This window comes from Ruegeria sp. AB8 (assembly GCF_056542605.1).
In genome coordinates this window covers 104,369-121,919 of record NZ_JBQGAB010000015.1, presented here as the reverse complement: position 1 = coordinate 121,919, position 17,551 = coordinate 104,369, and the positions used below count along the sequence as shown (strand labels likewise).

Sequence of the window (17,551 nt, the reverse complement as noted above, 5' to 3'; positions counted from 1 at the left end):
CGGGTGAAAGGCGCGGCACTACTCTCCATATAGATGTATTCACCCATATGTGTTGGCAATTGCATTGCCTGATGCGGCAAATTGCGCTACCCACGTTTTCATTAAGGTCAAAAAAATGCCCGGCACGAAACGCACCGGGCCGCAACTGAAAGAACTTTTGGGCAGCTCTCAAGAACTCACTCACCTTGGAAATTGAGCAGCCTAATCAGGAAACCAGTTTAGTCCCAGAGGGATGAGTGTCAATATGAGACATGCCAAGTACAGCACCACACTGCATGTTTCTCATCACCTCGGGTGTCTGAAACCTGATTAAGGGGAAAACGGAACAATCATGACGGAAATTTCGAAACTCACTGAATTGCGCAAACTCATGCAGAGCATGGAACAAACGCTGGGCCTCGAGAAGCTCTCTCCGGTTGAGCGCGATATCTACTATGCCGCCGAGGAACTGTCCAAATCCGACGAGGAAGTGCGCACTTTCGGTTTGATCGAACACACCCTTGTCAAAAGCGTTTCGCGCCCGACATTCTTCCGCGCGCTGAAATCGCTGGTCCAGAAAGGGTACCTGTCACAAAGCGGCAGCGCCAACCGGGGGCGGTATATCGTTCATGCACCCAGATGAAGCCGCCGCGTTTCGTGACGACGGCTGATTGTCGTGCGAAAATGGGCTACCGAAACCTTCTACGCCTCTTTGGCCTATGTGGTGGTATCGTTCCTCACGTTTGAGGTTCTGATGCCCCTTCAGAACGTGTTTTTTCCGGAATACCCCAGCCGGGCCAGCCTGTTGTTTCTGCCGCATGGCGTACGGGTTCTGGCCGCCTGGCTGTTGGGATGGCGCGCCATTTTTGCACTGCTGCCGGGTGTTTTCATCGTCTTCGCTTATGTCGGCGGATGGGACGTGTTCCTGCCCAGCCGCCTGATGGCAATGGTCATTGCCGTCGCGACCGCGCCTGCGGTGTTTTATCTGTGTAAGGGGCTTGGTTGGGACCTGTTTCCCCGGCCTGGCAAACGGCCATGCTGGGCCTGTGTCATGGGTGTGGGGATTGTCACGTCATTTCTGGTGTCGATCCTGACCAACATGGCCTTTGGCAGCGCCACGGCGGAATACATCGCCTTTTTGATCGGCGATATCTCCGGCTTGTTTTTTCTGATGCTGATCCTCTACTTCTCGTTCCGCTACGCGGACAGCCGGGCCTGACCCTTCAACCCGTCAGCCCCCGGCGAAGCAGATTCAGGCCGCCGATCAGCAACACGATCAACGTCACCTTGCGGAACCGAGCCTGATCAATCCGTGCCTGGAATTTAAGCCCTGCCCACAACCCAATGACCGCCGGTGCGATCAGAAAACCGGAAAATGCGGCCGTTTCCATGCGCAGGATGCCTGATCCCAGGTGGGCAAAAACCAGCGCCACCGCACCCAACCCGTAAACGACGCCCTGAACCCGCATCTGATCTGCCTTCGGCGTGTTGAGGGCCGTCAGGTACATCACGGTCGGCGGCCCCCAGATGCCTGACATGCCGCCCACGAAACCGGCAACCGAACCCATCGCCGCCTCAATCCAGGCTGAAGGTTTCGACAATGTCAGCTTTGATCCCAAGACCTGAATCAGCGCAAAGAACGTCACCGGTGCGCCGATCATCAGCAACAACGTTCGCGGCGGAACCAGGCTGACCAGTTGGGCACCCGCCAACAAAAACAGCAGCCCCACGATCAGAAACACACGGAACCGTCGGATGGACGACACCGCCGCGGGGACACCTTCGCGCAACGCCTGAACTCCGTTTGTGACCAAAGTTGGCAGGATCAGCCCGGCCACGGCCCATTCGGGCGGCAGGAAGATGCTCAGCCCCGAAACCAGAACCATGGGCATGGCAAATCCGACCATTCCCTTGATGCAACCGGCGAGAAAGGCAATCGAAACGGCCAGCGCCAGATCCTGTGTCGAGAGTATTGAAAACCATGTCATGCCTCGTTGATACCATTCCCAGATTTCTCTGCACTGCAAAACTCATCGGGTAATTTTTGAACTTTTTACCTGCAAATTTCGTATTTTTGTTGCGCTGCACGTGCAGCATGATATGACCAGACGACCCAGAGAAGGACGTGATTCATGGCCCATGACGGACAGGATATGACCCAGATGACGACACCTGCGATTTTGCCCGATCTGCTGACCCTGACCCGAGCTGCCGTTCCGGCGGTCGAGACGGTTTTTGAACGGGCGCGGGAATCCGTCCGCGGTATGGTCAGCGCTGATGGTAAGATTTCGGGGGCACTGATCGAAGCCAACCAGACCGCCGCGCACGGCCTTGCATGGCTGGCCACCTATAATCAATCCCTGCAACAGATGCAGCGTTGGGCCGAAACGCTGGAGGCCGACGGCAAGTTCGGTGAAATCGAACAGCTGCTACACCAGATCGCCTTTGGCGAATACTTGCATCAGGTCGCGGGCGGCATTCCGATGAACCAGGGCGAGGTTGTGCGCCTGCAGGATCTGGGGCTCGGCTGGGACGCGCTGTCCGGGTTCCAGTGTTCCGAAGTTCAAACCCTGATGGCACAGGCCAATTCACAGGCCGCACGCAGCCGTCTGGTCGCGCTGATGCAGGATCAGTCCGGCGCCACCATGTTCGGCGCCTCGGGTCTGGACGAAGAGCTTGAAATGATCCGCGACCAGTTCCGCCGATATGCGCAGGAAAAGGTCGAGCCGAACGCGCATGACTGGCACCTCAAGGATGAACTGATCCCGATCGAGATCATTGAAGAACTGGCGGAAATGGGCGTATTTGGCCTGACCATTCCCGAAGAATTCGGTGGGTTCGGTCTATCCAAAGCCTCGATGTGCGTAGTGTCCGAGGAACTGTCACGCGGCTATATCGGCGTTGGTTCACTGGGGACCCGGTCCGAGATCGCGGCTGAACTGATCATTGCGGGCGGCACGGATGAGCAAAAGGCGCAATGGTTGCCCAAGATCGCCAACGCCGAGATTCTGCCGACTGCCGTGTTCACCGAACCCAACACCGGCTCGGACCTTGGCAGCCTGCGCACCCGTGCGGTCAAGGACGAGAACGGTGATTACAAGATCACCGGCAACAAAACCTGGATCACGCATGCGGCGCGCACCCATGTGATGACCCTGCTGGCGCGCACCAATCCCGACACCACCGATCACCGCGGATTGTCCATGTTCCTGGCGGAAAAGACGCCCGGTACGGATGAAAACCCCTTCCCCACCCCCGGCATGACCGGCGGTGAGATCGAGGTGCTGGGCTATCGCGGCATGAAGGAATACGAGCTGGGTTTTGACGGCTTCCACGTCAAGGGAGAGAACCTGCTGGGCGGCGAAGAAGGAAAAGGCTTCAAGCAGTTGATGGAAACCTTCGAATCCGCGCGTATCCAGACGGCGGCACGCGCCATAGGTGTGGCGCAATGCGCGCTGGATATTGCCATGCAATACGCGCAGGACCGCAAGCAGTTTGGCAAATCTCTGATCAACTTCCCGCGTGTTTCGGGCAAGCTGGCCATGATGGCGGTCGAGATCATGATCGCGCGGCAGCTGACCTATTTCAGCGCCTGGGAAAAAGACCATGGCCAGCGCTGCGATCTTGAGGCCGGAATGGCCAAGCTGCTGGGCGCGCGTGTCGCGTGGGCGGCAGCGGATAACGGGCTGCAAATTCATGGCGGCAACGGCTTTGCGCTGGAATACAAGATCAGCCGCGTGCTGTGCGATGCGCGCATTCTGAACATTTTCGAAGGAGCTGCCGAAATTCAAGCTCAGGTTATCGCGCGACGTCTGCTCGGCTGACCGGTTTTCGGCATCTCTGTTTCCCCAACTGGACCCGGTCTTGCGCCGGGTCTTTTCTTGTTTTGTCGGATTTGTACGTGCCTGGACCTTCCGGCTGTTCGTTTTGCACATGTGCAAACCCTGGCGAACCCGGGTGCACACCAGAATGTGGCACTGAATTGGGGCACGAAAATTTCCCCCTCTGAGTCCGCGCGAAACTGGGGTAGAGCATCCCGTGGAACAGACGGAACCACACGGGCAGTTGGTAAACAAAGGTTGGTAAACAAAGAATGACCAGAATACTTTTTGCACTTTGGGCAACCATCGCCGCGCTCGCCCTGAGCGGCTGCGCGACCACGCAGCCGACGGCAGGCCAAAGCGACATCGACGCGCTGGCGCAAGCGATCGGCGGCCTCGGGCCCGACGTTGACCCGACCGAGGCGCAAAAGGCCGCCACAATCGCTTACACCTATTCGCAGCGTCTGGCGCGGGAATGGCAGGTCGAGGATCCGGCCATCATCCACAACGCCAAAGTCATCAACGGTTTTCGCGAATATGGGTTGTGCAATGACTGGGCCGAGGCCATGACGAAGCGGCTGCGGCAGGAAGATTTCCGCACGCTGGACCTGAACTGGGCCACATCTCCGCCCACGGCGTTCCGGATCATCCACCATTCGGCATCGATCAGCGCCACGGGGGCGTCGTTGTATGACGGCATTATCCTGGACCCGTGGCGCAACAGCGGCGCCTTGCACTGGGCGCCGGTGCGCAAGGATACCAAGTACAACTGGAGACCCCGAAGCGAGGTGCGCGCTGAATTGCTGAGCGGCGAGATTCCTTATTGATCCGGACCGCGCAGGTTTCGCCACCGTCCGCAAAAGGATAAGACACCGGTATGACACGGCTGATCCTGACTCTGCCCCTGCTGGCCTTGCTGCAATGCGACAAGGACGAATCCGTGGCCGCATATGGCGCGGCGGACCGCACATGGACCTTGCAGGAAATTGACGGGCAGTCTTTTGAAGCCAGCGCTCTGCTGCGGTTCCCCGAAGAGGGCAGGATTGAAGGCAACGCGCCTTGCAACAGCTACAGCGGCACCTTGAACGCGCCTTATCCGTGGTTCGAGGTCACGGACCTGAACGCAACCCGCGCGGCCTGTGCGGGGCTTGAGGCCGAAGGGTTTTATTTCGCGGCCCTGCTGGCGATGACCCAATCCGAGGTGTCGGGCGACGTGCTGATCCTGCGCAATGAGGACGGGCACGAGATGGTGTTCAAAGCCGTCGAGTGAGCTGATCCAGAAACCGCGCCCGGGCCGCTGGCAAGGGGTGGTGGCCCAGTGCAGGCGCCACGCGGTGTTCCAGAAAATAGCCCGTTGTTTTCAGCCCTTCGACGATCTCGGCATCCGGTGCCTGTCCTTCGCCTCGCAGGCAGGGGGGCAGCGGCAACAATCGGTCGGCCCATTCTCCGGCGCCGGCGGCACTGACGGCGCGGCCCGATTTCGGCGAGACATAGATCAACCCTTCGGTTGCGCCGGTTGCCGCACAGGCCGACAGGTCGAGGCCAAAACCCAGCTCTTCCAGCAGGGCCAGTTCCCAGCGCAGATAGGCCAGTGGCCAGATGTCATCCTGCCCCAGCAGGTCCATCAGTTGTTCGGTTTGTTGGTAGATGCCCGGATGCGGTTCCCGCTCGGGCAGGCAGAAGGACAGAAGCGACAAAACCGTGTTCAGCCCGGCCAGCGCCAGACGTCCTGAAAAGGCCGCCGCCGCGCGCGACCGAAGGGGTTCGACCTGAAAGGTTCCGATATGTTCTTCAAGCCGCGCCCGCCACAGCACATCCAGCTGCGCGCCGGGCTGCAGGATCGGCGCAATCTTGCGGCTGGCCCCGCCACGTACGACACCGGCATGACGTCCATGGGTCTGGGTAAAGACCTCGATAATCGCCGCCGTTTCGCCATGGCGGCGAGAGGTCAGAAGTATGCCGTGATCGCGCCAGTCCAAATGGGCCCCGTGCCGTTTGCTGTGCCCATTTGACCTGTGGCGGGTCTGGACCGCAACCATGAAAGCTTGACGCGCAGGCGATATCACTCTCTAATTAACATTAGAGTTAAATAAGGATGAGATCCGATGCGCGGAATTACAATCACATATCGCTACGATGGCGACGAGACTGAATGGCTGGAAGCCATAAACACGTTCATCGCGGCGATCGACGCCGACCCCGAGGCCGCAGGGAAATTCGCCTATCAGGTTGCGGTGGCCGATGATGGTGTGTCTCGGTTTCACTGGGGACGCTGGGACAGTGCCGAGACATTGGCCCATGTGCAATCGCAGCCATATTTTCAGGCGTTTGCGCCCAAGGTGAAAATGTTTGCCGGTGATACGCTCAGCGCCACCGGGCACGATATCACGCAGAAAAGCGGCGGGTGGTAAGGCCAGAGTGGTTCCACAGTATGCGGGGTCAGAACGTCACGCCCGCGTGGATCAGGATGCCGATGACCATGAGCAGATTCAGCACCATGGAGATGCCGTTGCCCACGTAAATCGGCAGTTTGCCGACCACCAGCCCATAGGCGAACCACAGAAACGACAGACCGGCATAGAGCGACCACGAAAGCAGTGACTGACCGGTGGCGTGCTGGGAGTGAGTAAAGTAAAGCTTAATCAATTGCGGAAGGGTAGCGAACGGGCCGAAGACTCCGACGAAAACCATGAAGCCCTCGAACCGCTGCATCCAGTGGCCAAGCTCGGATTTTTCCAGTTTCTCAGCGAGTGTTTCAGCCACGCAAACACCTCATCGTCTTGTGTTGTTCCACGGATAGGCCAGTCCGTTCTGGCCAGGTGCGGGTCCAAAATAGACGCTTTGATCCGCGCGTCAAAGACCCTTCGAAGCAGGGATCATTCCAACCCCTCTTCCCCCAACAGGTGCCGACCCTGCCGGTCCTCGACCTCGATCACCCAGAGGTCGGGGTCAAAGCTGCGCTGGCGCTGGATGGCGGCGTCCACGTCCGGCTCGGGGCCGCCGGACAGTTCGACCCATTTGCGTTCGCCGCTCATCAGATCAAAGCTGCGCTGGAAGGCCGTGGCCTGCCCGTCAAGCGTGTTCAGCTTGATCAGCACCGCGCCTGCCGTGTCGTCGCCATGGGCCACGACGAAGGCAGGAATTTCCTGAAAGCGAAGTCGTGCCAGATAGGCATGGACCCAGAATTCCGCCGTCAGACGGGTCATGCGTTGCCGTCTTTGAAATCCAGGCCCATTTCCGAATAGCGTTCGGATTCTTCAAGCCAGTTGGGCCGGACTTTTACCTGCAGGAACAGGTGGATCTTGCGGTCGAGGAACTCTTCCAACTCTGCCCGCGCGGCCTGGCTGACGGCCTTGATCGTCTCGCCGCGCTTGCCCAGCACGATGCCCTTGTGGCCATCGCGCATGACATAGATGACCTGATCGATTTTGGCGGAACCGTCCTTGCGTTCTTCCCAGTTCTCGGTCTCGACGGTCAGCTGGTACGGCAGTTCCTGATGCAGGCGCAGGGTCAGTTTCTCGCGCGTCATCTCGGCGGCGATCATGCGCAGGGGCAGATCGGCGATCTGATCCTCGGGGTAAAGCCAAGGACCTTCGGGCAGTTCCGAGGCCAGCCATTTGCGCAGGTCATCGACGCCATGGCCCTTTTCCGCCGAAATCATGAAGGTTTCAGCAAACGGATAGCGCGCGTTCAGGTCGCTTGTCAGGGTCAGAAGTTTCTCGGACGGCACCTTGTCGATCTTGTTGATGGCCAGCGCGACGGTGCGGCCCTGACCGATCTCCTCGAGACCTTCGAGGATACGCTCGACCCCTTCGGTGATGCCGCGATGGGCCTCGACCATCAGCACGACGACATCAGCGTCCGCCGCCCCGCCCCAAGCGGCGGCGACCATGGCGCGGTCCAGGCGGCGGCGGGGCTTGAACAGGCCCGGCGTGTCGACAAAGACCAGTTGCGCGTCGCCTTCCATCGCCACGCCGCGAATTCGGGTACGGGTGGTCTGCACCTTGTGTGTCACGATGGAAACCTTCGCCCCGACCATGCGGTTCAGCAGGGTGGATTTGCCTGCGTTGGGCTCTCCGATCAGGGCGATAAATCCGGCGCGTGTGGTCATGTTCAATGCGATCCTGTTTGCAACTGCGCATCCCTATAGCAGATTGGCCATGCGGGCCAGAGGGATTTGTCGCATTGCCGCCATGCGTCCGGGATGGCACGAATACCGTGCGCTCAGCCGAACCCAGCCAGGCGATCAAATCCGAAAATGAGGCACATATGAAACGCCGTGAGTTTCTTTTGGGCAGCGGGGCTGCCGCAGGCGCACTGAGTCTGGGTGGATTGGGACTGGCAGCAGGCGGGCAGGAACTGGTCATTCAACCGGCCAGCTTTGCGCTAAAGGATCAGTTGACCACGGGCATGGTCAGCCTCTCACCCGACGCACCGCCGCCGGTTCTGTATGGCACGCAGGGTGAGGTGATGCGCCTGCCGGTGCGCAACACTCTGCCAGATTACACCGCCATGCACTGGCACGGGATGCGGATTGCCAACCAGATGGACGGGGTGCCTTATCTGACCCAGATGCCGATCGGAACGGATGAGGTCTTTACCTATGAGTTCACACCCCCGGACGCGGGGACGTATTGGTACCACCCCCATTGCATGACGATGGAGCAGATGGCCCATGGGCTGACCGGGGTGATGGTCATCGCCGAGGCCGAAGACCCCGGCTTTGACAGTGAGCAAGTGATCAACCTGCGGGATTTCCGTCTGGGCGAGGACGGGCAGTTTCTGCCTGCCTTTACCGCGCGCGGGGCCGCGCGGGCGGGTACGTTCGGGAATGTTCAGACGGCGAACTGGCTGACGGGGCCGGCCTATGATCATGCGGCGGGCAGCCTGGTGCGGCTGCGGGTTCTCAATTCGGATACGACCCGCATCTACAAACTGCATCTGGCCGGGGCCGAGGCGCGGATTATCGCCTGGGATGGTCATCCGGTCGAAATCGCGCTGCCGATGCCAAGCGTGGAAGACCCGTTGCTGGTCGGTCCCGGCCAACGGGTCGACTTTGCCGTTGCGATGCCTGCCGGTGAGGGGCGAACCGTCGATCTGATGGCGAAACTGCCGGGAAGTGCACCGGTTGCCATGGCGCGACTGCGGTCTGTCGGAGCAACGCTTTCGCGGGACTTGCGGGACCTGCGCCCCCTGCCCATCAACCCGGTCGCCAGGCCGGATCTGGTGCGGGCCGAGGTGCACGAATTCGTCTTTGGCTGGACACCCGAGGGCGGCGCGCCCAATAACGGGTTCTGCGGTTCGCTGGGTTACAATTTTTGGTCGGTCAACAGGACCCCGTGGCCCGGCGATGCGGCCCAGGGTGTCGGCCCGCTGGCCACATTGGAAATGGGCAAAACCTATGTGCTTCGGCTGCGCAATGAATCGCCCAATCTGCATCCGATCCACCTGCATGGGCTGGCCTTTGTGCCGCTGAAATCGAACCTGCGCCAACTTCCACCCCTGATGACCGACACGATGCTGTTGCTGAAGGACGAGGTGGCCGAGATCGCGCTGGTCGCCGACAATCCCGGCGACTGGGCATTTCATTGCCATGTAATCGAGCATCAGAAAACCGGGCTGACCGCGTATATCCGGGTGGTCTAAGCGTCGGATCGGCCGCGCCAATCCGACCGGTAGGGGGCCAGCCCCCTCGCCCGGATGTCATCCGGGCTCACCCCCGAGATATTTTCGGCCAGATGAAGACGGATCCCTGTCGGGTTATTTCGCGAGATTTTCCAGCAGCGCCTTAGCTGCAGCCTGTTCCGCCTGCCGCTTTGATCCGGCCGTAGCCTGCGCTTCGGTTCCGTCCTGCAGACGGGCGGCAATGGTGAAGACCGGGGCGTGATCAGGACCGCTGCGCTTGACTTCGACGTAAGCGGGCGGCTTTTGACCGCGGGCCTGCGCCCATTCCTGCAGCGCGGTTTTCGCGTCGCGGGCGTCCGCCTCGACCTTGTGAATACGATCGCCCCAGAGCGCGAGGATGACATCGCGGGCAGCCTCAAACCCCGCATCGCGGTAGACAGCGGCGATCACCGCCTCCATCGCGTCGCCCAGCAAGGCCTGTTTGCGGCGCCCGCCGGACAGCATCTCGGACCGGCCCAATTTCAGGACCGCGCCCAGATCGATTTGGCGGGCCACGTCGGCGCAGGCCTCTTTGCGGACAAGTGCGTTGAAGCGCGGGGCCAGTTGGCCTTCGGAGGCATTTTTGTCCGCCTCAAGCAATGCGGTGGCCATCACCAAGCCCAGGACCCGGTCGCCCAGAAACTCGAGCCGCTGATTGTCGGGCCGGGTCGTCGAGGACACCGATCCGTGGGTCAGCGCGCGCAGCAGAATTTCGGGGCTTTTGAACTCGTACCCCAAACGCTGCTGGAAGGCTTTTATTTCGGCTGAAAGCTTCAATTGACCGCCTTGAAGAAGCGGTCGCCCCGCCAGGTCCAGAAGAACAGCATCGAACGGCCCGCGGACGAGAACATAATCCGGTCGGCGCGGCCGATCAGGTTTTCATAAGGAACATAGCCGACGCCGCCTGCGGACTGTGGCACGCGGCTGTCGCTGGAATTGTCGCGGTTGTCGCCCATGAAGAAATAGTGGCCTTCGGGCACCGTGTAGATGCCGGTGTTGTCGGACCCCTGATTGCGGATGTTCAGCACCTCGTAGGAAGCACCGTTCGGCAGGGTTTCGATCAGGCGGCTTTTTTCACAGGCACCACCAATGCCGACAGGGCCGTTTTCGCAGCGCGGGCGCAGACCCTGCGGGCCTTGCGGTTCGGCGATTTCGGTGAACACGCCGTCGGGGGTTTGCTGCACGGGAGTGCCGTTCAGAATGATTACCCCGTCGCGGACCTGAATGCGGTCGCCGGGCAGGCCGATCAGCCGTTTGATGAAATCGCGCCCTGTGACGGGGTGGCGGAAGACGATGACATCGCCGCGATCGGGCTCGCCGCCCCAGATGCGCGTATTGTCATCCCCCTGCATCCAGCCGCAGATATCCTCGGCATCGATGTTCAGACCGACGCTGGGAATGATCACGCTGGGGCAGGACGCGTAGGAGTAGCCGTAGGCCATCTTGTTCACGAACAGGAAGTCGCCGATCAGCAAGGTGGGTTTCATCGAGCCGGACGGGATCCAGAAGGGCTGAAAGAACAGGGTGCGGAAAATGCCCGCGATCAGCAGGGCATAGACGATGGTTTTGATCGTCTCCCAGACGGCGTTACCTGATTTGGCTTCCTCGGCCATACTGCTCTCCGGTCCTTGGTTTGTTGGGGTGCTTCATGCGGGTCGGGTGGGGGCAAGTCAAGGCTGCGCGGGGCGATCTTGAACGGGGCGCGCCTCGATCACAACAAACGCCTGCGCCCAGGGGTGGTCGTCCGTCAGGGTGACGTGGATGATGGCCTCGTGCCCCGGAGGGGTCATTTCCTTCAGCCGTTCGGCAGCCCAGCCGGTGACATGCATAACGGGCTGGCCGGTGCGCAGATTGGTCACGGCCATGTCCTTCCACGCAATGCCCATGCGCAGACCGGTGCCCAGCGCCTTGGAACACGCCTCTTTTGCGGCCCAGCGCTTGGCATAAGTGCCCGCGGTGTCGGCGCGGCGTTCGGCCTTGCGCTGTTCGGTTTCGGTGAAGACACGGTTGCGGAACCGGTCGCCGAACCGGTCGAGCGTGCCCTGGATGCGGTCTATGTTTGCGAGGTCTGTGCCGATGCCGAGGATCATCTGGCAAACGCCGATCTGATCAATCCGAACCCGCCCAACGCAAACAGACCAGCCGCAGCGCCATCAATCCAGCGACGACAGCGGCGGTATCCCTGCATCATTCCATCGAACGAGAAAACAACCGAATATGCCGCATTGTTGGCAAAGCCGACGACCATACAAGTCAGTGTGGCAAGCGCCAGATTCAGTAAGCCATCGTCGGGTCCCAGCCCCACCGAAAGGGCGGCCATCCAGGCGATGACGGATTTCGGGTTTGACAGGTTCAGAATCAAACCTCGCAAATACCAATTGCCGCCATTCGCAGTAGTTTTTGGCTGTTCAATCGGCTGCATCGCCGATTTGAAGGATTGCCAGGCCAGCCACAGCAGATACAACCCGCCCAGAATCTTCAACGTAATGAGCAGGTAGAGCGAGGTTTGCAACACGGCCCCCATGCCGCTAGCCGCGACCGATCCCCAAAAGACCAAACCGGACGAAAGCCCGAAACCGTAGATCAGACTGGTTCTACGGCCGTGTTTCATTGCAATCGCTGCATTGGAAATATTCGCCGGGCCGGGCGAGACAGCAACAATGAAAAACGCTGCCGCAGTGGCCAAAAGTGCAGTTATGTCCATCACGCCAACCTCACCGTCAAAATCTTGCAGCTCGCCACGCCAAAGAACCCGGCAAAGGCCAGATCGAAACAGCGACGGGCGCGGCGATAGGCGCGGACCGTGCGTTCGGAGGAGAACAGGAAGGCGTAGCCGATGAAGATCAGCAGTGAGCCTGCGTAAAGCATGCCGAAATAGCCCAGCAGCATGGAAAGGCTGGCGTCGTTGGGCGCGACGATGGCGTAGATCGAGCCCCAGCTGAGGATCGCCTTGGGGTTGGTCAGGTTGATGGCGGCACCTTTGGCGAATATGGCTTGCAGCGAGCCGCGGATCGGGTTGCCCAGCGCGACCTCATCCGCGGACAAGGCGCGGCGCAGGGCCTTGAGGGCCAGCCAGCCCAGATAGGCCACGCCGATGTAACGGATCACCTCGAATACCAAGACATTGGCCAGCATGATCGCCGACAGCCCCAGCGCGGCGGCGATGCCCCATGCAGCGGACCCGGCGCAGATGCCCAAGGCAAAGACCAGCCCGGCGCGGCGGCCTTCGTTCATCGCGGTGCTCGCGATGCCCATCGTCGCCGGACCAGGAGAGCCGCCGGCCATCAGCCAGGCAAACCAGATGGCGACAAAGGCGGGCGTGATCATGCGCGCGCCTCGTCCATCAGGCGGCGCATCTCGGCAATCGCTGGGGTGAGGCCCCGGAAAATCGCCTCGCCGATCAGGAAATGGCCGATATTGAGTTCGCGCACCTCGGGGAAAGCGGCAACTGGTTTGACCGATTCATAGGTCAGGCCATGGCCCGCGTGAACTTCAAGCCCCAGCGAATGGGCGTATGTGGACATCTCGCGCAGCGCTTCCAGCTCGCGCGCGGCGTCTTCCATTCGGCCTTCGGCGTGGAAATCGCAATAGGCGCCGGTATGCAGTTCGATCACCTCGGCACCGATACGGTGGGCGGCGTCGATCTGGCGCTTGTCGGCGGCGATGAAGATCGACACGCGGCAACCGACATCGCGCAGGGGGGCGATGAAATGGGCCAGCTTGTTTTCCTCGCGCGCGACTTCGAGCCCGCCTTCGGTGGTGCGTTCCTCGCGCTTTTCCGGGACAATACACACTGCGTGCGGTTTGTGGCGCAGGGCAATTTTCTGCATCTCGTCGGTCGCGGCCATTTCGAAATTCAAGGGCACTGACAGAACCTCCATCAGCCCGTCGATATCGGCGTCCGAGATATGGCGGCGGTCTTCGCGCAAATGCGCGGTGATGCCGTCCGCGCCCGCCTCTTCCGCGATCCTTGCGGCGCGCAGAGGGTCGGGATAGTCCCCACCACGTGCGTTGCGCACGGTGGCCACGTGGTCGATATTCACGCCCAGACGCAGATAGTTGTCAGACATCACGCGATTCCTTTTTCTGGTTTTGGCCCGAGCCTAGAGGCTTTGTTTCGGGAACTGCAGTCTTTGCGCCGGCCAGCCGTTTGATTTCTTCAAATTTCGCCTTGATCTTCGCCCGGCGGCGCTGCTGGTATTTGCGGATCAGCGGGAGGCTGAGATACCCGCAGATTATCCCGGCCAGAAGGCCCGGCAGGACGCCGCCGATCATGTAGGGATAAAATACCTCGCTATAGAAGATACTCAGTCCGTCCCAGTCTGCGACCCGGTCGGTGAACATCGCGAAGAAATTGTCCTTCAGATCGCCCATGGCATCGGCGAACTTGCCCATCAGACCCCGGGTTTCGCTTTTTTCGAACTCGGTTCCCAGCAGGAAATGCCCGGTTTGTAGGCAGATCACACCGATGGGGACATAAGTCAGAGGATTGCCGAAAAACGTACCGCTGAGGGAGGCCAGGATATTGCCGTTGATCAGCCGCGCGCCGACCGCCGCGACCAGAAAGTGCAGACCATAGAAAGGGGTGAATGCGGCAAAGACCCCTGCCCCGATACCGCGCGCAATGCGTTCAGGCGTGTCAGGCAGGCGACGGACGCGGTGTTTGACATAGTGAAAGGCACGGGTCCAGCCCCCACGGGGATAGACAAATTCCGAAGCGATCCGGGCAGGCGAGCGTCGGTCTCGGCGCTTGAAAACCACTCGTGATCACCCTCTCTCAACCAGCCGCCACTGCGGTTTTAGTCCGATCCCTGAAACGCTCCACCGCGGCAACGTCGCTTTCCGCTTCGAGCATCAGCATCAGCGAATGCAACTGCTCCAGATCACGCAGTTCGACATTGATCAGCAGGCGGTAAAAATCCGGTTTTCGGTCGACAAATTCCAGGTTCGAGATATTAGCCTTTTTCTCGCCGATCAATGTGCAGATTCGCCCCAGCACACCGGCATCATTGCCGATGGTCAGATCAAGTGTCGCGCCATAAACCGCCTGATGGGTGCCGTGATGCCAGTGCAGATCAACCCAACGCTCGGGCTCATCCTCGAATTCGGACAGCCGGTCGCAGTCGATGGCATGGACCACCACGCCCTTGCCACGATAGGTGATGCCAACGATGCGTTCACCCGGCAGCGGCTGGCAGCAGGGCGCGCGGTCGAATTTCTGCCCCGCCTCAAGCCCGATGACCGCGCGGCGCAGCGGGATGGCATCGCCGTCGTCTTGGGTCAGTTCGGGATAGACGGCGCTGACCACCTCGTGCGCGGTCAGTTCGGCGCTGCCGAGACGGGCCAGCAATTCATGGCGGTCCTTGAGGCGCAGGTGCTTGGCGGCGGTGTCCAGCGCCTTGTCGGTGGCCTTGCGGCCCACATGTTCGAACCCGGCGCGGGCCAGTTCCTTGCCCAGTTTGATGAACCGCTCGCGGTCAACCTCGCGCAGGGCACGACGGATCGAAGTGCGCGCCTTGCCGGTGACGGCAATCTCCAGCCATGTGACCTGCGGCGTCTGGCCATCGGCGGTGATGATGTCCACCGACTGTCCGTTCTTGAGCCGGGTCCACAGCGGCACCCGGATACCATCGACCTTTGCCCCCACGCAGGCATGCCCGATGCGGGTATGAATTGCATAGGCAAAGTCGATCGGTGTCGCCCCGCGCGGCAGTTTCACCACGTCACCCTTGGGGGTGAAGCAGAACACCTGGTCGGAATACATCTCGAGCTTGACCGCTTCGAGGAAGTCTTCGTGATCTTCCTCGTTGTCGAATTGTTCGGTCAGATTGGCGATCCATTTGGCCGGGTCGACTGCAAACGGGTTTTCCGAGCGCACCCCATCGCGATAGGACCAGTGCGCGGCGACACCGGTTTCGGCAACGTCATGCATCTGGCGGGTGCGAATCTGAACTTCGACCCGTTTGCCGTCACGCCCCGAAACCGTGGTGTGGATCGAGCGATAGCCGTTCGATTTGGGCTGGCTGATATAATCCTTGAACCGACCGGGCACCGCGCGCCAGCGCTGGTGAATGGCCCCAAGGGTGCGATAGCAATCTTCCTCGCTGGGCGTGATGATGCGGAATCCGTAGATGTCCGAGAGGCGCGAGAAGCCCTGATCCTTTTCCTGCATCTTGCGCCAGATCGAATAGGGTTTCTTGGCGCGGCCAAAGACCTCGGCCTCGATGCCCGCCTTTTCCAGCTCATGCCGCATGTCGCCGGTGATGCGGTGGATCACGTCGCCGGTTTCGCGTTGCAGGGTGATGAAGCGGCGAATGATCGACTGGCGGCCTTCGGGGTTCAGGACGCGGAAGGCGAGGTCTTCGAGTTCCTCGCGCATCCACTGCATCCCCATGCGGCCTGCGAGCGGCGCATAGATATCCATCGTCTCGCGCGCTTTCTGCACCTGCTTTTCCGGGCGCATCGCCTTTATGGTGCGCATGTTGTGCAGTCGGTCAGCCAGCTTGACCAGAATGACCCGCAGGTCCTTGGACATGGCCATGAACAGCTTGCGGAAATTCTCGGCCTGCTTTGTTTCGCGGCTGGAAAGCTGCAGGTTGGTCAGCTTGGTGACGCCGTCGACCAGTTTGGCGACCTCATCGCCGAACAGTTCCGAGACCTTGCCATAGCTGGCTTTGGTGTCTTCGATCGTGTCGTGAAGCAGCGCCGTGATGATCGTTGCATCATCCAGACGCTGTTCGGTCAGGATGGCGGCAACGGCAACGGGATGGGAAAAATAGGGCTCGCCGGAATGGCGGAACTGCCCTTCGTGCATCTGCATCCCGAACTCATAGGCGCGGGCGATGCGATCAGCATTTGTCTTTGGGTTGTAGTTGCGGACCAGCGCAATCAGGTCGTCAGCAGAAATCATCCGGTCCGCACCCTCATTCTTTGGGCTTACCCCTGACCCTGTGCCTCCATCAGAGCGCGCAGGAGCTTTTCTTCCGACATGTCGTCATCGGCAGGCTTGTCCGATTCCGCACCCATCAGCAGCGCCATCTGATCTTCTTCCGGCTCATCAACCTCGATCTGGGTCTGGTTGGCTTCGATCAGGCGCTCGCGCAGGTCATCCGCGCTTTGGGTTTCGTCGGCAATCTCGCGCAGCGACACGACGGGGTTCTTGTCGTTGTCGCGATCCACGGTGATCGACGCACCGGCGGAAATCTCGCGCGCACGATGGGCGGCAAGCATCACCAGTTCGAACCGGTTCGGTACCTTGTCTACGCAGTCTTCAACCGTCACGCGGGCCATTGAGCGCTCTCCGTTACTGAATCCATGTCAGGAAGGGGATTATCTAAGCGCGAATCCCGGCATTGACAAGCGGGAAATACCGAAAATGCGCGGATCACAGCGGCGTAACCTGCGCAACATCTTCAGGCGGCAGAGCTGCGACCATCTCGGTCACTGTCCGGTCCAGTACGGGATGCTGCCAGTCGGGCACCACGTCCGCCATCGGAACCAGCACGAAAGCCCGGTCCTGAAGGCGTGGGTGCGGCAGGATCAGACGGTCGGGAGCCTGACAGGCCTGGTCCTGCGTCGGCAGGGTGCGCCAGCTGTCATGCTCCGCCCGGTCCGGATGCACCTGGTCGCCGTAACAGACCAGATCCAGATCCAGCGTCCGCATTCCCCAGCGCTGCGCGCGTTCGCGCCCGAACTCATGCTCGACCTCGTGCAGGATCTGAAGCAGGTCTTCCGGTGCCAGATCCGTTTCGATCAAAGCCGCGGCATTGACGTAATCTGGACCCGCACCGGCGGGAAAACAGGGGGTCGCAAAAAAGCGGCTGACAGAGCGAATCACCACGCCCCGATGCGCCAGCGCATCCAGAGATTGACGTAGGGTCATTTCTGGCGCGGCTCCTCTCAGACTGAGATTGGCGCCCAGCGCTACAACCGCGATTAACGAAGAATTAACCATTACACCCCCTATATTCGGCGAATTGCATACTTGCGATACACATTAAAAGCACTAAATTATGGGGTATCGGGGTGCCCATAATTTTTCTCACTCGCTCACTCACGTAACAAGCGGCGCTCTGGATTATACCGGA

22 protein-coding genes are annotated in these 17,551 nt (G+C 60.4%); 7 read left to right on the top strand and 15 right to left on the bottom strand.

Annotated features, from left to right (window positions below; all coding sequences use genetic code 11):
• Positions 1–331: 331 nt before the first annotated feature.
• Positions 332–622 (top strand): hypothetical protein, encoded by a 291-nt coding sequence (locus ACR0CG_RS16300; protein WP_170681515.1) that lies wholly within the window; start codon positions 332–334, stop codon positions 620–622.
• Between the two features lie 33 nt (positions 623–655).
• Entirely contained in the window at positions 656–1,198 is a 543-nt protein-coding gene (locus ACR0CG_RS16295) for a hypothetical protein (protein WP_480526274.1), read from the top strand.
• A 4-nt stretch (positions 1,199–1,202) separates the two neighbouring features.
• Here ACR0CG_RS16295 and ACR0CG_RS16290 read toward each other — a convergent pair whose 3' ends face one another.
• Entirely contained in the window at positions 1,203–1,967 is a 765-nt protein-coding gene (locus ACR0CG_RS16290; RefSeq protein WP_480526272.1) for a sulfite exporter TauE/SafE family protein, read from the bottom strand.
• A 144-nt stretch (positions 1,968–2,111) separates the two neighbouring features.
• Here ACR0CG_RS16290 and ACR0CG_RS16285 point away from each other — a divergent pair, with 144 nt between their 5' ends.
• From ACR0CG_RS16285 to ACR0CG_RS16275, 3 genes are all read left to right on the top strand, one after another.
• On the top strand, positions 2,112–3,803 hold the full coding sequence (locus ACR0CG_RS16285; protein ID WP_480526270.1) for an acyl-CoA dehydrogenase family protein: 1,692 nt from the start codon (positions 2,112–2,114) through the stop codon (positions 3,801–3,803).
• Between the two features lie 269 nt (positions 3,804–4,072).
• Positions 4,073–4,627 carry a hypothetical protein gene (locus ACR0CG_RS16280; RefSeq protein ID WP_480526268.1) on the top strand — a complete coding sequence of 185 codons (555 nt, stop codon included), beginning with the start codon at positions 4,073–4,075 and terminating at the stop codon, positions 4,625–4,627.
• A gap of 50 nt (positions 4,628–4,677) precedes the next feature.
• On the top strand, positions 4,678–5,070 hold the full coding sequence (locus tag ACR0CG_RS16275; RefSeq protein WP_170611905.1) for an META domain-containing protein: 393 nt from the start codon (positions 4,678–4,680) through the stop codon (positions 5,068–5,070).
• On the opposite strand, the gene recO is transcribed toward ACR0CG_RS16275, so the two are convergent.
• Entirely contained in the window at positions 5,054–5,779 is a 726-nt protein-coding gene (gene recO, locus ACR0CG_RS16270) for a DNA repair protein RecO (protein WP_170815961.1), read from the bottom strand. The genes ACR0CG_RS16275 and recO overlap by 17 nt on opposite strands.
• A 126-nt stretch (positions 5,780–5,905) precedes the next feature.
• On the opposite strand from recO, the gene ACR0CG_RS16265 reads away from it, so the two are divergent.
• Positions 5,906–6,211 carry a hypothetical protein gene (locus tag ACR0CG_RS16265; RefSeq protein WP_480526266.1) on the top strand — a complete coding sequence of 102 codons (306 nt, stop codon included), beginning with the start codon at positions 5,906–5,908 and terminating at the stop codon, positions 6,209–6,211.
• 28 nt (positions 6,212–6,239) lie between these two features.
• Here ACR0CG_RS16265 and ACR0CG_RS16260 read toward each other — a convergent pair whose 3' ends face one another.
• The 3 genes from ACR0CG_RS16260 to era form a co-directional block, all read right to left on the bottom strand.
• Complete coding sequence (locus ACR0CG_RS16260; protein ID WP_170611911.1) at positions 6,240–6,563, bottom strand: SemiSWEET transporter; 324 nt, start codon at positions 6,561–6,563, stop codon at positions 6,240–6,242.
• 113 nt (positions 6,564–6,676) lie between these two features.
• Positions 6,677–7,006, bottom strand: coding sequence for a DUF1491 family protein (locus tag ACR0CG_RS16255; RefSeq protein WP_170611913.1), 330 nt, complete (start codon positions 7,004–7,006; stop codon positions 6,677–6,679).
• Positions 7,003–7,911, bottom strand: coding sequence for a GTPase Era (era, locus tag ACR0CG_RS16250; RefSeq protein ID WP_170815963.1), 909 nt, complete (start codon positions 7,909–7,911; stop codon positions 7,003–7,005). The genes ACR0CG_RS16255 and era overlap by 4 nt, the downstream gene beginning before the upstream one ends.
• A gap of 158 nt (positions 7,912–8,069) precedes the next feature.
• Here era and ACR0CG_RS16245 point away from each other — a divergent pair, with 158 nt between their 5' ends.
• Entirely contained in the window at positions 8,070–9,446 is a 1,377-nt protein-coding gene (locus ACR0CG_RS16245) for a multicopper oxidase family protein (RefSeq protein WP_480526263.1), read from the top strand.
• 114 nt (positions 9,447–9,560) lie between these two features.
• Here the strand turns inward: ACR0CG_RS16245 and rnc are convergent, their stop codons facing one another.
• The 10 genes from rnc to folK form a co-directional block, all read right to left on the bottom strand.
• Positions 9,561–10,241: a ribonuclease III gene (gene rnc / locus ACR0CG_RS16240; protein ID WP_480526261.1), complete on the bottom strand. Its 681-nt coding sequence runs from the start codon at positions 10,239–10,241 to the stop codon at positions 9,561–9,563.
• A complete protein-coding gene (gene lepB, locus ACR0CG_RS16235) occupies positions 10,238–11,077 on the bottom strand; it encodes a signal peptidase I (protein ID WP_170681526.1) in 840 nt (279 codons plus the stop codon). The genes rnc and lepB overlap by 4 nt, the downstream gene beginning before the upstream one ends.
• 57 nt (positions 11,078–11,134) lie before the next feature.
• A complete protein-coding gene (gene acpS, locus ACR0CG_RS16230) occupies positions 11,135–11,554 on the bottom strand; it encodes a holo-ACP synthase (RefSeq protein ID WP_480526259.1) in 420 nt (139 codons plus the stop codon).
• The gene (locus ACR0CG_RS16225) at positions 11,551–12,168 is read right to left on the bottom strand and encodes a LysE family translocator (protein ID WP_480526257.1); all 618 of its coding nucleotides are present in this window, start codon (positions 12,166–12,168) and stop codon (positions 11,551–11,553) included. The genes acpS and ACR0CG_RS16225 overlap by 4 nt, the downstream gene beginning before the upstream one ends.
• Positions 12,168–12,791: a LysE family translocator gene (locus tag ACR0CG_RS16220; protein WP_480526255.1), complete on the bottom strand. Its 624-nt coding sequence runs from the start codon at positions 12,789–12,791 to the stop codon at positions 12,168–12,170. Before ACR0CG_RS16220 ends, ACR0CG_RS16225 begins: the two co-directional genes overlap by 1 nt.
• Entirely contained in the window at positions 12,788–13,534 is a 747-nt protein-coding gene (locus ACR0CG_RS16215) for a pyridoxine 5'-phosphate synthase (protein WP_480526253.1), read from the bottom strand. The genes ACR0CG_RS16220 and ACR0CG_RS16215 overlap by 4 nt, the downstream gene beginning before the upstream one ends.
• Complete coding sequence (locus ACR0CG_RS16210; protein ID WP_170611931.1) at positions 13,527–14,225, bottom strand: DUF2062 domain-containing protein; 699 nt, start codon at positions 14,223–14,225, stop codon at positions 13,527–13,529. Before ACR0CG_RS16210 ends, ACR0CG_RS16215 begins: the two co-directional genes overlap by 8 nt.
• A 16-nt stretch (positions 14,226–14,241) precedes the next feature.
• The gene (locus ACR0CG_RS16205; RefSeq protein WP_480526250.1) at positions 14,242–16,374 is read right to left on the bottom strand and encodes a RelA/SpoT family protein; all 2,133 of its coding nucleotides are present in this window, start codon (positions 16,372–16,374) and stop codon (positions 14,242–14,244) included.
• Positions 16,375–16,400: 26 nt separating this feature from the next.
• Complete coding sequence (gene rpoZ / locus ACR0CG_RS16200; RefSeq protein ID WP_170611935.1) at positions 16,401–16,754, bottom strand: DNA-directed RNA polymerase subunit omega; 354 nt, start codon at positions 16,752–16,754, stop codon at positions 16,401–16,403.
• A 94-nt stretch (positions 16,755–16,848) separates the two neighbouring features.
• Entirely contained in the window at positions 16,849–17,418 is a 570-nt protein-coding gene (gene folK, locus ACR0CG_RS16195; protein ID WP_480526248.1) for a 2-amino-4-hydroxy-6-hydroxymethyldihydropteridine diphosphokinase, read from the bottom strand.
• Positions 17,419–17,551 lie beyond the last annotated feature (133 nt).